Origin of the sequence: Pseudomonas sp. TH32 (genome assembly GCF_016650855.1) — a bacterium.
GTDB lineage: Bacteria > Pseudomonadota > Gammaproteobacteria > Pseudomonadales > Pseudomonadaceae > Aquipseudomonas.
Window position 1 is genome coordinate 4392711 of record NZ_JAEKFA010000002.1, and the last position, 14474, is coordinate 4407184.

14 protein-coding genes and 1 other RNA gene are annotated in these 14474 nt (G+C 60.7%); 4 read left to right on the forward strand and 11 right to left on the reverse strand.

What is annotated here, in order from left to right; all coding sequences use genetic code 11:
- Window positions 1-3: 3 nt before the first annotated feature.
- From mraY to rsmI, 9 genes are all read right to left on the reverse strand, one after another.
- Window positions 4-1086, reverse strand: coding sequence for a phospho-N-acetylmuramoyl-pentapeptide-transferase (mraY, locus tag JFV30_RS23745; protein WP_017738698.1), 1083 nt, complete (start codon window positions 1084-1086; stop codon window positions 4-6).
- The gene (locus JFV30_RS23750; RefSeq protein ID WP_201125344.1) at window positions 1086-2456 is read right to left on the reverse strand and encodes a UDP-N-acetylmuramoyl-tripeptide--D-alanyl-D-alanine ligase; all 1371 of its coding nucleotides are present in this window, start codon (window positions 2454-2456) and stop codon (window positions 1086-1088) included. The genes mraY and JFV30_RS23750 overlap by 1 nt, the downstream gene beginning before the upstream one ends.
- A complete protein-coding gene (locus JFV30_RS23755) occupies window positions 2449-3912 on the reverse strand; it encodes a UDP-N-acetylmuramoyl-L-alanyl-D-glutamate--2,6-diaminopimelate ligase (RefSeq protein ID WP_201125345.1) in 1464 nt (487 codons plus the stop codon). Before JFV30_RS23755 ends, JFV30_RS23750 begins: the two co-directional genes overlap by 8 nt.
- Complete coding sequence (locus JFV30_RS23760; RefSeq protein ID WP_169389246.1) at window positions 3912-5654, reverse strand: peptidoglycan D,D-transpeptidase FtsI family protein; 1743 nt, start codon at window positions 5652-5654, stop codon at window positions 3912-3914. Before JFV30_RS23760 ends, JFV30_RS23755 begins: the two co-directional genes overlap by 1 nt.
- The gene (gene ftsL, locus JFV30_RS23765) at window positions 5654-5947 is read right to left on the reverse strand and encodes a cell division protein FtsL (protein ID WP_003216203.1); all 294 of its coding nucleotides are present in this window, start codon (window positions 5945-5947) and stop codon (window positions 5654-5656) included. The genes JFV30_RS23760 and ftsL overlap by 1 nt, the downstream gene beginning before the upstream one ends.
- Window positions 5944-6891, reverse strand: a complete 948-nt coding sequence (gene rsmH, locus JFV30_RS23770) for a 16S rRNA (cytosine(1402)-N(4))-methyltransferase RsmH (protein WP_010170491.1) — start codon at window positions 6889-6891, stop codon at window positions 5944-5946. Before rsmH ends, ftsL begins: the two co-directional genes overlap by 4 nt.
- Entirely contained in the window at window positions 6888-7343 is a 456-nt protein-coding gene (mraZ, locus tag JFV30_RS23775; protein WP_003171868.1) for a division/cell wall cluster transcriptional repressor MraZ, read from the reverse strand. The genes rsmH and mraZ overlap by 4 nt, the downstream gene beginning before the upstream one ends.
- A gap of 355 nt (window positions 7344-7698) precedes the next feature.
- Window positions 7699-8052, reverse strand: an RNA gene (rnpB, locus tag JFV30_RS23780) — RNase P RNA component class A.
- A 95-nt stretch (window positions 8053-8147) separates the two neighbouring features.
- Window positions 8148-9053 (reverse strand): 16S rRNA (cytidine(1402)-2'-O)-methyltransferase, encoded by a 906-nt coding sequence (rsmI, locus tag JFV30_RS23785; protein WP_201125346.1) that lies wholly within the window; start codon window positions 9051-9053, stop codon window positions 8148-8150.
- A 176-nt stretch (window positions 9054-9229) separates the two neighbouring features.
- Between rsmI and JFV30_RS23790 the strand changes: the two genes are divergently transcribed.
- The 4 genes from JFV30_RS23790 (at window position 9230) to JFV30_RS23805 (ending at window position 12676) form a co-directional block, all read left to right on the forward strand.
- Window positions 9230-11041: a penicillin-binding protein activator gene (locus tag JFV30_RS23790; protein WP_201125347.1), complete on the forward strand. Its 1812-nt coding sequence runs from the start codon at window positions 9230-9232 to the stop codon at window positions 11039-11041.
- Window positions 11041-11412, forward strand: a complete 372-nt coding sequence (locus JFV30_RS23795) for a YraN family protein (RefSeq protein ID WP_010170499.1) — start codon at window positions 11041-11043, stop codon at window positions 11410-11412. Before JFV30_RS23790 ends, JFV30_RS23795 begins: the two co-directional genes overlap by 1 nt.
- A 92-nt stretch (window positions 11413-11504) precedes the next feature.
- Window positions 11505-12098, forward strand: a complete 594-nt coding sequence (locus tag JFV30_RS23800; protein ID WP_003216190.1) for a phosphoheptose isomerase — start codon at window positions 11505-11507, stop codon at window positions 12096-12098.
- Window positions 12095-12676 (forward strand): BON domain-containing protein, encoded by a 582-nt coding sequence (locus JFV30_RS23805; protein WP_010170507.1) that lies wholly within the window; start codon window positions 12095-12097, stop codon window positions 12674-12676. The genes JFV30_RS23800 and JFV30_RS23805 overlap by 4 nt, the downstream gene beginning before the upstream one ends.
- Before the next feature lie 67 nt (window positions 12677-12743).
- Here JFV30_RS23805 and JFV30_RS23810 read toward each other — a convergent pair whose 3' ends face one another.
- Both JFV30_RS23810 and JFV30_RS23815 read right to left on the reverse strand, forming a co-directional pair.
- Window positions 12744-13514, reverse strand: a complete 771-nt coding sequence (locus JFV30_RS23810) for an OmpA family protein (protein WP_029615883.1) — start codon at window positions 13512-13514, stop codon at window positions 12744-12746.
- Window positions 13515-13731: 217 nt separating this feature from the next.
- The gene (locus JFV30_RS23815) at window positions 13732-14376 is read right to left on the reverse strand and encodes an MBL fold metallo-hydrolase (RefSeq protein ID WP_003216184.1); all 645 of its coding nucleotides are present in this window, start codon (window positions 14374-14376) and stop codon (window positions 13732-13734) included.
- Between the last annotated feature and the right edge of the window lie 98 nt (window positions 14377-14474).

Consider the following 14474-nt stretch of genomic DNA (forward strand, 5'->3'; position numbering starts at 1 on the left):
TTTCTACCTCAGTTTCAGGGTGGCAAGGCCGACCAGGACCAGAATCACGGTGATAATCCAGAAACGGACAATCACCCGCGGCTCAGGCCAGCCCTTGAGTTCAAAGTGGTGGTGAATCGGCGCCATGCGGAACACGCGGCGCCCGGTCAATTTGAAGGAAGCAACCTGGATCACCACCGACAGGGTTTCCATCACGAACACACCGCCCATGATGAACAGGACGATTTCCTGACGGACGATCACCGCGATGGTGCCCAGGGCCGCGCCCAGCGCCAGTGCGCCGACGTCGCCCATGAAGACTTGTGCCGGGTAGGTGTTGAACCACAGGAAGCCGAGGCCCGCACCGATCAACGCGCCGCAGAACACAATCAGTTCACCCGCGCCCGGTACATACGGGATCAGCAGGTATTCAGCGAATTTCACGTTACCCGACAGGTAGCAGAAGATGCCGAGCGCGCCGCCCACCATCACCGTCGGCATGATCGCCAGGCCGTCGAGGCCGTCAGTCAGGTTGACCGCATTGCTGGAGCCCACGATCACGAAGTAGGTCAGCACCACGAAGCCGACGCCCAGTGGAATGCTGGCATCCTTGAGCATCGGGATGATCAGGGTGGTTTCCACCGCACTTGGCGCAGTCATAAACAGGAAGATCGCCGCGCCCAGGCCGAACACCGACTGCCAGAAATACTTCCAGCGGCTTGGCAGCCCCTTGGAGTTCTTCTCGATCACCTTGCGGTAGTCATCCACCCAGCCGATGGCGCCGAACAGCAAAGTCACCAGCAGCACGGTCCAGACGTAGCGGTTATGCAGGTCAGCCCACAGCAGCGTACTGATGCCGATGGACGACAGGATCAGCGCGCCGCCCATGGTCGGGGTGCCGGATTTGGACAGGTGCGACTGCGGGCCGTCGTTGCGCACGGACTGACCGATCTGCAGGTTTTGCAGGGTACGGATCATCCATGGCCCGAGGAACAGCGACAACGACAGCGCGGTCAGCACACCCAGAATCCCGCGCAGGGTCAGGTACTGAAAGACCGCGAAGCCTTTGTGGAACTGTTGCAGATACTCAGCCAGCAGCAGCAGCATTAATGTTTCTCCGTACTTGAGCCACACAAGGCCACGACGACGTTTTCCATCACCGCGCTGCGCGATCCCTTGATCAAAATAGTGGTGTGTTTGTCTTGTTCAGCCGCACTCAGCGCCTGGATCAGCTCAGCCTGGTTGGCAAAATGCCGGGCGCCCGGCCCGAAGGTCTCCACGGCGTGAAGCATGTTCGGGCCCACGGCGTACACAGCATCGACCTTGCCGGCGGCATAGGCGCCGACTTCACGGTGAGACTGTTCGGCCCACTCGCCCAGTTCGGCGATGTCCCCCAGCACCAGCACCTTGCGACCGTCGAAGGCCGTCAGCAGGTCGATGGCGGCACAGATCGAGGACTGGTTGGCGTTGTAGGTGTCATCAATCACGCGCATGCCGTTGCTGGCCAGATGCGCGACGGTACGCCCCTTCACCGGTTGCACGGCACCGAGGCCTGTGGCAATGCCAAACAGCGACACCCCCAGCACATGGGCAGCGGCGGCGGCGGCCAGGGCGTTGGCGACGTTGTGGTTGCCCAGCAGGTTCAGCTGTACGTGCTCATCACCTTGCGGGGTGTGCAGGGTGAAGGCCGGGCAGCCACGGGCGTCGACGGTGATAGTCGAGGCATGGAAGTCGGCCGCGGCGTTGTGCACCGCGAAGCTCAAGACCTTGCGACCGGCGGCACGTACACGCCAGGTTTCGAAGGCTTTGTCGTCGAGGTTCAGTACCGCGGTGCCGGATGCGTCGAGGCCTTCAAGGATTTCGCCCTTGGCTTCGACGATCTTCTCAGGGCCGCCAAACTCGCCCACATGGGCAGTGCCGGCGTTGTTGATCAGCGCAACGTGAGGCTTGGTCATGGCCACGGTGTAAGCGATTTCGCCAATGCGCGAAGCACCCAGCTCAATCACGGCCGCCGTGTGTTCCGGGGCCAGTTCGAGCAGGGTCAGCGGCGCGCCGAAGTCATTGTTCAGGTTGCCACGGGTCGCCAGGACCGGGCCGCGCGTGCGCAGGATGCCGGCGAGTAATTCCTTGACGGTGGTTTTGCCGCTGGAGCCGGTGATCGCCGCAACCGGCTTGGTGAAAGCGGCACGGTTCAGGGCACCCAGTTGGCCGAGGGCCAGGCGGGTGTCTGCCACCAGCAACTGCGGGAGCGTCGAGTCAGCGACTTCGCGCTGCACCAGAGCGCCGACAGCGCCTTTGGCGGCGACGTCGTTCAGGTAGTTGTGGCCATCAAAACTCGGGCCAGCCAAGGCCACAAACAGTTGCCCAGGCTTGATCGTCCGGCTGTCGATGCTCACGCCATCAAAGCTGCAATCGGCCGACAGCACACGGGCCGACAACGCCTGGGTCAGTTCGCTGAACTTGAGCGCCTTAAGCATGGGCCACCTCCCACGCGGTCAGGGCGTGATCGGCCTCGACCAGATCGGAGAAAGCGTGGCGTTCGCCGTTGATTTCCTGGTAGTCCTCGTGGCCTTTACCGGCCAGCACTACCACGTCGTCAGGGCTGGCGCTGGCGATCAATTGGGCGATGGCTGCACCGCGACCGGCCACGAAAGTCGCTTTGGACGCGTCTTTAAAGCCAACACGAATGTCATCGAAAATCTGGCTTGGGTCTTCGCTGCGCGGGTTGTCGTCCGTCACCAGAACACCGTCGGCCAGACGCTCGACGATTTCAGCCATCAACGGACGCTTGCCGCGATCGCGGTCACCGCCACAGCCGAACAGGCACAGCAGCTTGCCCTTGGCGTGGGGACGCAGGGCCAGCAGGATTTTTTCCAGGGCGTCCGGCGTGTGGGCGTAATCGACCACCACCAGCGGCTGGGTGCCACCACCCAGGCGCTGCATGCGACCGGCCGGGCCTTCCAGCTTCGGCAGCACGCGCAGGATTTCGTCCAGGGCGTAATCCAGGCCGAGCAAGGCGCCGACAGCAGCCAATATGTTGCTCAGGTTGAAACGCCCGAGCAGGGTGCTGCGCAAATGGTGCTCGCCCTGCGGCGTTACCAGGGTGGCGCGCACGCCTTCGTCATCAAAGGTGGCTTCGCGGCAATACAGGTAGGCGCTGGAATCTTCCAGGCTGTAGCTGATCAGGCGGCCCTCACCGTTCGCGGCGGCCAACTGACGACCGAATTCATCGTCCAGGTTGACCACACGGCACTTCAAGTCATTCCAGGCAAACAGCCGGGCCTTGGTGGCGGCGTACGCCTCCATGGTGCCGTGGTAATCCAGGTGATCGCGGGACAGGTTGGTCATCACCGCCACGTCGAACGCCAGGGCGGTCACGCGGCCCTGGTCCAGGCCGTGGGAGGAAACTTCCATGGCAACCGCCTTGGCACCGGCCTTTTTCAGGTCGGCCAGGGTCGCCTGCACGGCAATCGGGTTAGGCGTGGTGTGCAGGCCGCTTTGCAGCGCGCCGTAGAAACCGGTGCCCAGGGTGCCGACGATGCCGCAGTGCTGGCCCAGCAGGTCAAGCGCCTGGGCAACCAATTGGGTCACGCTGGTCTTGCCGTTGGTGCCGGTCACGCCTACGAGGTTCAGGGTGCGGCTCGGGTCGCCATAAAAGCGCCCGGCGATGTCCGACAGTTGCGCCGCCAGGCCCTTGACCGGAATCAAAGGCACGTCGGTGATCGGCAACACGGTGGCGCCTTCCACTTCATAGGCCACTGCCGCAGCGCCGCGCTTCAACGCGTCGGCGATATGGTCACGGCCGTCGAACTTGCCGCCCGGCACGGCCAGGAACAGGTCACCGGCACGCACGTTACGGCTGTCCAGGGTCAACTCGCGAATCAGCAGATCGCGGCCAGCGTGGGCAAAAATCTTGTTCAGGCTAAGAGACATCAGCCGCGCCCTCCATTGGCTTTTGCAGCAGCGGCCGGCGGTCCGGCATTCGCTTGTTGGGTCGTCGGCAGGTTGTCCGGCGTGATGTTCATCAGGCGCAGCGTCCCGGACATCACTTTGCTGAACACCGGCGCCGATACCAGGCCACCGAAGTAACCGGCTTTGCTCGGTTCATCGATCACCACGACGATGGCGTAACGCGGATCGCTCATCGGGCCGAAGCCTGCGAACAGCGAACGGTAGGAGTTTTCGGCGTAGCCCTTGGTGCCCACGGCAGTTTTACGCGCGGTACCGGACTTGCCTGCCACGTGATACGCCGGCACCTGGGCACGGAACACGCCGCGCGGCGCTTCGATCACTTGTTGCAGCATGCCTTGCATGGTCTTGGCGACGTTTTCCGGGATCACCTGGGTCGCAGGCGGTGCCTCGTCCAGGTGGATCAGGCTCAGCGGCACCATGCGGCCATTGTTGGCCAGCACGGAGAAGGCATGGGCCAGCTGGATGGCGGTCACCGACAGGCCATAACCGTAGGAAAGCGTGGCGGTCTCGGCCTTTTTCCAGTCACGGTAGTTCGGCAGGTTGCCCACACGTTCACCCGGGAAGTCCAGGCCGGTGGGTTGCCCCAGGCCGACTTTCTGCGCGAGGTGGTAGATGGCTTCGCCGCCGATATCGAAGGCGACCTTACTCATGCCAACGTTACTGGAGTTGATCAGGATACCTGTCAAATCCAGCACCGGACCTTCGGTGCGCGACACGTCGCGAATGGTGTATTTGCCCAGCTGCAGGGTGCCTGGGTAAACCTCGACCTTGTCGGCCGGTTTCCAGCGCCCGGTCTCCAGGGCGGCACTCATGGAGATGGCTTTCATGGTCGAACCCGGTTCGAACACGTCGATCATCGCGCGGTTGCGCATCATCGCCGGTTGCAGGTTGCGACGGTTGTTGGGGTTGTAGGTCGGCTGGTTGACCATGGCGAGAATCTCGCCGGTCTTCACGTCCATGATCACCAGGCTGCCGGCTTTCGCGCCGTTCTCGATGATGGCGTTACGCAGCTCGCGGTTGGCCAGATATTGCAGGCGCAGGTCAATCGACAACGCCAAGGGCTTACCGGCCTTGGCGTTTTTGGTGACCTGGACATCCTTGATCAGTCTGCCGCGCCGATCCTTGATGACCTGCCGTTTGCCGGGGACCCCGGCCAGCCATTCGTCGTAGGCAAGCTCGACGCCTTCGCGACCGTGATCATCAATGTCGGTGAAACCCACCATATGGGCAGTGGTTTCGCCGGCTGGGTAGAAACGCCGAAATTCCTCGATGCCGTAGACACCGGGGACTTTAAGGTCGAGCACTTGCTGGCCTTGTTCGGGGGTAAGCCCGCGAACCAGGTAGATGAATTCTTTATTGGCCTGGGCTTCGAGGCGTTCGCTCAGGGCTTTGGGGTCCTGGCCCAGGGCGGCGGCCAGTTCCGGCCACTTCTCCTTGGCGGTCTGCATTTCCTTGGCGTTGGCCCACAGGGTGGTCACCGGCGTACTGACGGCCAGGGGCTCGCCGTTACGGTCGGTGATCAGGCCGCGGTGCGCAGGAATCGGGATATGACGCAGGCTGCGGGCATCGCCCTGGCCGATCAGGAAGTCACGGTCCACCACTTGCAGGTCGATAATCCGCCAGGCGATCGCGCCCACCATCAGTGCCAGCAACCCCAGCACTACACGGAAACGCCACGGGTAGAGTGCGCCCTCAAGTTTCATCATGGCGCCACCATGCGAACTTCTGCAGCGCCCGGGATGTGCATCTTCAGCTGTTCAGTGGCCAGCACTTCGATGCGGCTGTGGGCGGTCCAGGTGCTTTGCTCCAGGATCAACCGGCCCCACTCCGCCTGCGCCTTGTCGCGCACACTCAATTCCCCGTACAGGGTATTGAGCAATTGACGGTTGTAGTGGGCGCTGTAGGACACCGCAATCGCGGACACCAGCACGCCAACAAACAACAGCAACATAAAGAAGCTGCCGCCCGGAAGGGGCTTGGCGAAAAGCTTGCTCACCGCAACTTCTCCGCAACGCGCATGACAGCGCTACGGGCACGTGGGTTGGCCTTGAGTTCGGCTTCGGAAGCGAACTGCGCTTTGCCATGGATTTTGATTTTCGGCACAAAGGCTTCGTAACGTACCGGCAGGTTGCGCGGCAGGTTGTCGGATTCGCCCTTGACCAGACGACGCATGAACAATTTGACGATGCGGTCTTCCAGCGAGTGGAAGCTGATCACCACCAGGCGACCACCCACTTCCAAGGCGTCCAGGGCAGCTTCGAGGCCGGCTTCCAGATCGCCCAATTCGTTGTTGACGTGAATGCGCAGGCCCTGGAACGCACGGGTTGCCGGGTTCTTGCCCTTCTCCCACGCCGGGTTGGCGACTTTCAGCACTTCAGCCAGGTCGGCGGTGCGTTCGAACGGCTGGATTTCCCGACGCTCGACCACGGCGCGCGCCATACGGCCAGCGAAACGCTCTTCGCCGTATTCCTTGAACACACGGGTGATTTCTTCGTGGGGCGCAGTGGCGATGAACTGCGCGGCGCTGATGCCACGGCTCGGGTCCATGCGCATATCGAGCGGGCCGTCGTTCATGAAACTGAAGCCGCGCTCAGGGTCGTCCAGCTGCGGCGAAGACACGCCCAGGTCCAGCAGAACCCCGGCCACCTTGCCCGCCATGCCACGTTCGGCGACTTCTGCGCCGAGCTCGGCAAAGCTGCGCTGCACAACGACAAAGCGGCCGTCTTCGGCCGCTAGCGCTTGCCCGGTGGCAATCGCTTGAGGGTCTTTGTCGAACCCGAGGAGCTTTCCGTCCGAACCCAGCTGGCTGAGGATCAGCCGACTGTGCCCGCCCCTGCCGAAGGTGCCATCCAAATAGCAGCCATCCGCGCGTACGGCGAGAGCCTCAACGGCTTCGTCAAGCAGTACGGTGATGTGGTTAAAGCCGCTATCAATAGTCACAGGATCAAATCACGCAGTTCATCAGGCATGGCGCCCGGTTGTTGAATAGCAGCCAGGTCAGCTGCAGAAACAGCATCCCAGGCATCTTCGTCCCACAATTGGAACTTGTTCAGTTGGCCTACCAGCATTGCGCGCTTGTCGAGCTTGGCGTATTCGCGCAGACGCGGTGGAACCAGGAAACGACCACTGCCATCGAGTTCGAGGTCGACGGCATTACCAATCAGCAAACGTTGCAGGCGGCGGTTTTCTTCACGCAATGAAGGCAGCGCACGCAACTTGGTTTCAATCAGCTCCCACTCGTCGAGCGGGTAAACACATAAACAAGGGTCAACGGCATCGATGGTGATGATTAACTGTCCGGAACTTCGCGAAATCAGCTCGTCACGATACCGGCTCGGCATGGCGAGACGGCCTTTTGCATCGAGACTGATAGCGTTAGCTCCGCGAAACACAGATGCGTTTCTCCAAATTTTAGCGTTTTACGTTCAAAAAACCCACTTTGTGCCACTTTCCGCCACTTGCGCACACTATAGGAATGCGCCCACCACACCGTCAAGGCGCGGATTCAAGGAAAAGCCTTACAGAACGGAGATTTAGGAAGGTAAAGCGAGGAGAAACGAGAGTTCGAGGGCGATTTTGATTCAACAACGCCAAATAGCTCAAAGAGCTATGACTTAAAGTTAAAGTAATTTATTAAGAGTAAGATTTTTTCGGTATTACGAAGACGCATCTGCTAATGATTCAGCAGGGAGGGATTCTCGCGTTACTATCAGGTTCCTGCCCGAGATTCGGACAGAAGGAAAAAAGGTGGAGAGTCGATCTGTAAGCCGGGTTCTGTCTTGAACAGTCATTCGTCTACGATGGCCATCACTGGACATCTTTAGCAACCTACCCGGTCCCAGCGCGGGCCACGCCTTGGGACCCTATTTGGTCTTGCTCCAAGTGGGGTTTACCTAGCCACGAACTGTTGCCAGTCGTGCGGTGCGCTCTTACCGCACCTTTTCACCCTTACCGGTACCGAAGTACTTAGGCGGTTATTTTCTGTGGCACTTTCCGTAGGCTCACGCCTCCCAGGCATTACCTGGCACTTCGCCCTATGGAGCCCGGACTTTCCTCCCCCCTCTAATTTTCATAGAAGGCAGCGACTGTCCAATCGACTCTCCGCCGCGCAGGTTAACGGCACGGCGGCGTTAGAACAAGTATTAAAAGACACTAATGCCATCATGTTCAGACGGAGTGCAGGTTAAAGCCTGGAACTATTCGCCCTTTTGTTTATCCAGCGCGACTTGATACAGCACGTTCTTGCGCACGCCAGTAATTTCCGCCGCCAGGGCGGCCGCACGCTTCAATGGCATTTCCTTGAGCAGCAGATCAAGAATGCGCATCGCCTCGCTGCCCACGGCGTCTTCACTTTCCGGCGCCGCCCAGCCCGCTACCAGCACCACGCACTCGCCGCGCTGCTGATTGCTGTCACCTTCGACGAACGCACGCAGCTCTTCCAGCGGCAGGCCCTTGAGGGTTTCGAAGGTCTTGGTGATTTCCCGCGCCAGCAGCGCAAGGCGATCGCCACCGAACACCAGCTCCATGTCTTGCAGGCACTCAAGGATACGGTGCGGGGCTTCGTAGAAAATCAGCGTGCGCGGCTCTTCTTTCACCAGTTCAAGGCGCGCCCGGCGCCCCACCGCCTTGGCCGGCAGGAAACCTTCAAAGATAAAACGGTCCGATGGCAAGCCGGCCGCCGACAATGCAGCAATCAGCGCGCACGCTCCCGGAACAGGCACTACATTGATACCAGCAGCCCGCGCCTGGCGAACCAGGTGATAACCGGGATCGGAAATTAGCGGCGTACCGGCATCCGAGATCAAGGCCACATCATCGCCTGCCAGCAAGCGGGTGATAAAACGACTGCCCTCTTCGCGCTCGTTATGTTCGTGGCACGCGGCCAGGGGCGTTGGAATACCAAAATGCTGCATTAACCGTTGGGAATGCCGGGTGTCTTCGGCGGCGATCAATTTTACGTCGCGCAACACTTTCAGCGCCCGCGCACTGATGTCGTCCAGGTTGCCAATGGGCGTCGCCACGACAAAAAGCGAGCCTGCAGTGGAATTCAAAGGACCTGGAGCAGTCAAAGCGCACACCTCGATGATTGGCAAAATCCACATTGTAGCGCGTAGACGCCTTGAAAATATGCCCTCCGGGCAGGCTCCATTTCAGCCATCCATTGGGTCTTGCAACATTTACACGACCTAAATAGACGGTTTCACGCCAGTAACATCGCGCCCCGGCCAGTGCTTGGGTACAATTCCACGCTAATTTGATCGGTATCAGGAACACTTACATGATCGCTTGCCTGCGGCTGTTCTCTGCCCTCTGCCTCGCTGCCCTGTTGGCGGCTTGCGCCAGCTCGCCCTCGTCCAGCCTTGGCGACCTCCCCCGGACCCCGGATGCCAGCATCGAGCAACTGCTCGAACAGGCGACTTCGGCCAAGACTCCGGAAAAAGCCGCGCTGTTGCGCTTGAGTGCGGCTGACCTGGCGTTCCACCAAAACAATCCGGCACGCTCGGCGCAGATTCTTGCCCAAGTCCCACTGGACGTCCTGAAACCGGCGGCGCAGGTATTTGCCAGCACCCTGTCGGCCGAACTGGCGATGACCCGCAACCAGCCCAAGGCCGCGTTGACGGCGTTGAACCACCCGAGCCTGCAAAGCCTGAAGGAGCTGCCGCCTGAACAGCAGATCCGTACCGGCACCGTGCATGCCCGCGCTTATGAGGCCGACGGCCAGACCCTGGCCGCCGCGCGCGAGCGCGTCGCCATGGCGCCGTTGCTCAGTGGTGACGCTTACAACAGCAACCACGAAGCCATCTGGGCATTGATTGCCGCCCTGCCTGCCGAACAACTGCAAGCCAGCGGCAACCCGACGCTGGACGGCTGGATCAGCCTGGCCCAGGCGGTCAAGAGCGCCGGCACCCTGGAGCAACAACAGGCAGCCATCGACACCTGGCGTGCCCAGAACCCTGGTCACCCGGCGGCCTCGCAATTGCCGCAGCCGCTGACCAAGCTCAAGCAACTGGCCAGCCAGCCACTGAACAAGATCGCCCTGCTGCTGCCGCAGGAAGGCCCGCTGGCCGGCGTCGCCAAAGCGTTGCGCGAAGGTTTCATGGCTGCGCACTACCAGGCCGAACAAGCCGGGCAGAAGCCGCCAGTGATCGAGTTCTATGACAGCTCGCGCCTCACCTCCATCGACGAGTTCTACGCCAAGGCCCAGGCCGCCGGCGTGCAACTGGTGGTCGGCCCGCTGGAAAAACCGCTGGTCAAACAACTCAGCGCACGTCCGCAATTGCCTATTACCACCCTGGCCCTGAACTACAGCGAAGCCGACCAGAGCCCGGCACAACTGTTCCAGTTCGGCCTGGCCGCTGAAGACGAAGCCCGTGAAGTGTCCCGTCGCGCCCGTGCCGACGGCCTGCACCGCGCCGCCGCCATGGTCCCGAGAGGCGAATGGGGCGAGCGTGTCTACAAAGCTTTCCGTCAGGATTGGGAAGCCAATGGCGGCACCGTGGTAGGCGTTGAATACGTTGACCAGCCGGTAGCCCTGGCTCAGCAGATCGCTGACCTGTTCCAATTGCGCAAAAGCGAAGGCCGCGCCAAGAGCCTGCAAAGCACGGTAGGTTCGGACGTTTCGGCCCAGCCGTCGCGCCGCCAGGACATCGAGTTCATCTTCCTGGCCGTGACCCCGCAACTGGCCCAACAGATCAAGCCGACCCTGAACTTCCAGTACGCCGGTGACGTGCCGGTGTATGCGACGTCGCACGTGTTCAGCGCCAGTGGCGACAAGAACCAGTACCTGGACATGACCAACGTGATGTTCTGCGAAACCCCTTGGCTCCTGAACACCACCGACCCGCTGCGCAACCAGGTCGCTGCCCAATGGCCACAGGCCAACGGCAGCCTGGGCCGCCTGTACGCGATGGGTGTTGACGCCTACCGCCTGGCGCCGCGCCTGGGGCAACTCAAGGCACTGCCGGACACCCGCGTTGACGGCCTGTCCGGCAGCCTGGGCATCAGCCCCAACCAGCGTGTTGACCGCCAGATGCCATGGGCGAAGTTCGTCGGTGGCGATATCCAGCGCCTGCCTGATACCCCGCGCTGATGCCCGAGCGGTCAAGCGCGCAAAGCGGCAAGGACGCCGAACTTCAAGCTCTCGAGTACCTGCAACAACAGGGTCTGCGCCTCCTGGCGCAGAACTGGTTGTGCAAGCGCGGCGAGCTTGATCTGGTCATGCTTGACGGCGATACAGTAGTATTTGTCGAAGTCCGCTACAGAAAACACGCACAATGGGGTGGCGCGCTCGCCAGTATCGACGGGCGCAAGCGCCAGAAGCTGATACTCGCCGCGCAGTTTTTCCTGCTCAAGGAGCGTCGCTGGGCCGATCACCCCTGCCGTTTCGATGTGGTTGCCATAGAAAGCACTCCCCAGGGAACAGCCGATCTGAACTGGCTGCAAGATGCCTTTGACAGCTGATTCGCCGGACATCTACACCGCACACTTTTGCTCTTTGCTTTGCGGGCTGCACATTCCTGTGCCAAACAGCCGCGCTACTTAAGGTCACACAGATGGACATGCAATCCCGAATTCGCCAGCTTTTCCAGGCCAGTATCGATACCAAGCAACAGGCGATGGACGTACTTGCACCGCACATCGAGCAAGCCAGTCAGGTCATGGTCAACGCCTTGCTCAACGAAGGCAAAATGCTTTCGTGCGGCAACGGCGGTTCGGCCGGTGATGCCCAGCATTTCTCCTCCGAGCTGCTCAACCGCTTCGAGCGCGAGCGCCCGAGCCTGCCGGCCATCGCCCTGACCACCGACACCTCGACGATCACCTCGATCGCCAACGACTACAGCTACAACGAAATCTTCTCCAAACAGATTCGCGCCCTTGGCCAGCCGGGCGACGTACTGCTGGCGATCTCCACCAGCGGTAATTCGGCGAACATTATTCAAGCGATCCAGGCCGCACATGATCGTGAAATGATTGTCGTAGCATTGACCGGGCGCGACGGCGGCGGCATGGCCTCGTTGCTGTTGCCCGAAGACGTGGAAATTCGCGTCCCGGCCAATGTCACCGCACGTATTCAGGAAGTCCACCTGCTGGCGATCCACTGCCTGTGCGATCTGATCGACAGCCAACTGTTCGGGAGTGAAGAATGACCGTTAAACGCCTTAGCCTATTGGCAATCACGCTGTGCCTAGGCATCAGCGGCTGCAGCTCGGTAATCGAAGCGAGCCGTGACACGCCTATCCAGGACGATAAAGGCACCCGTACTTTCGGCAGCAAAATCGACGACTCGCTGATTGAAACCAAGGTTTCCGTCAACGTTTCCAAGGCCGCTCCAGACCTGGGCAACGGCGCCTCGCGCATCGTGGTCGTCAGCTTCAACGGTGTGGTACTGCTCACCGGGCAAACCCCGCGCGCCGACCTGAAGGCCCAGGCTGAACAAGCCGCTTCCACCGTTCAACGGGTCAAGAAGGTCCACAACGAATTGCAGGTAATGGAGCCGATCACGCTGCTGGCAATCAGCAACGACGCCCTGCTGACCACCAAGATCAAGACCCAGATGCTGACCGACAGCGCGATCCCCGGCTCACGGATCAAGATCGTCACCGACAACGGCATCGTCTACATGATGGGCCTGCTGACCCAGGCAGAAGCCACCCGCGCTGCCAACCTGGTACAAGGCGTATCGGGCGTACAGAAGATTGTGAAGGTGTTCGAATACATCGACTGATCCCGTCAACAGCCACAAAAAAGGGCGCCGTGCACTACTGCACGGCGCCCTTTTTATTGCCTGCCCGTTACTGGTATTGCGAGTACGGGTTGCCCTGGAACTGATTGTTCTGTTGCGGCGCCTGTTGTTGCTGAGCGCCTGGCTGGCCGTATTGCTGGCCAGGGATCGGGCCAAGGTTGACCTCTACACGACGGTTCTGGGCACGACCGTTGACGTCGGCGTTGCTGGCGATCGGGTTGTCCGGGCCGGCACCGCGAGCACTCAGGTTGGTCGGGCTCACGCCTTGGGATGTCAGGTAGTTAGCCACGCTTTGCGCACGACGCTGGGACAGGTCCATGTTGAGCTGGCGGGTACCGGTGCTGTCGGTGTAGCCGACAATCTGGATGGTGTTCTGGTTGAACTGCTTGAGGGAGTTCGCCAGGTTGTTCAGCGGCGTGTAGAAGCTGCTGGAGATCGCGTCGGAGTTGGTGGCGAAGGTGATGTTACCCGGCATGATCAGCTTGATCTGATCGCCCTGGCGCTGCACCTCAACCCCGGTATTGGCCATGCTTTCGCGCAGTTTCTTTTCCTGCTGGTCGGCGTAGTAGCCATACCCAGCACCACCGAGACCGGCGACGGCAGCACCGATCAGCGCACCTTTGCCGCGGTTGTTGTGGTCGATGGCCGCACCTGCCAACGCACCGGCCAGGGCACCCAGGCCGCCGTACTTGGCGGTATTGCTCACACCGGAAGAGCCACCACCCTGTGCCTGGCTGCCGTCATAAGGATTAGGTGAAGCGCAGCCGGACAACAGGGCTACGGCAGTAGCGACAACAAGCAGACGACGAGAAGTGAACATGAAGGAAGCTCCTACTTTTGCATTCTGTGATGCAGAGGACATTGGCAATGGACCTGTGCCGAGCTTGGAACACGACAAACGGTAAAAATTCCATGCCCGGCCAACGGTGTGCACAGTGAAACCCTAGCAGAGACTACCTGAACGGTAATTGTCATTTTCTCTATAAGGTTCGTCTGATAGTCGCCACTTGGTATCCGGAAAAATACCGGCGTTTGCTTTACGCCCTCACAAACGGATTCTCACGCATTTCATCCCCCAGGCGCGTGTCCGGCCCGTGCCCGGTCACCACCACAGCCGCCTCATCCAGGGTGTAGAGCCGTTGCTTGATCGAGCGCACGATGGTCGCCTGATCACCGCCCCACAAATCCGTACGCCCTACACCACGTCGAAACAGGGTGTCGCCGGCAATCAGCAACTTCGCATCGGCGAACCAGAAACTCATCGAACCAGGTGTGTGTCCAGGTGTGTGCAACGCCACGCCACAGCCGCAGGCCAACTCTTCCTCATCCTCCAGCCAGCGATCCGGCGACGGCACCGGTGTGTACGGCACGCGGAACATCTGGCACTGCATTTCCAGGTTGTCCCACAGAAACTGGTCTTCCTTGTGCAGGTGCAAGGTGGCACCGGTCTTTTCCTTCAATTGCCCGGAGGCCAGGAAATGGTCGAGATGGGCGTGGGTGTGAATGATGCTGACCACTTTCAGGCCCAGCGCATCGAGCCGCGCCAGGATCAACTCATGGTTGCCACCCGGGTCGACGACGATGGCTTTTTTGGTGACCGGGTCGCCGATGATCGTGCAATTGCACTGCAACGGGCCGACCGGGAAGGTTTCGCGGATCAGCGCGGGGGACTGAATATTCATGGGTATTCCTGCAAATTCAAAGGCACACTCTTTTGTACTGCATTCTGGCGCACAGTATGTTCGACGAAGCGCCCGATCCGAAAGCGCACGAGTATCAA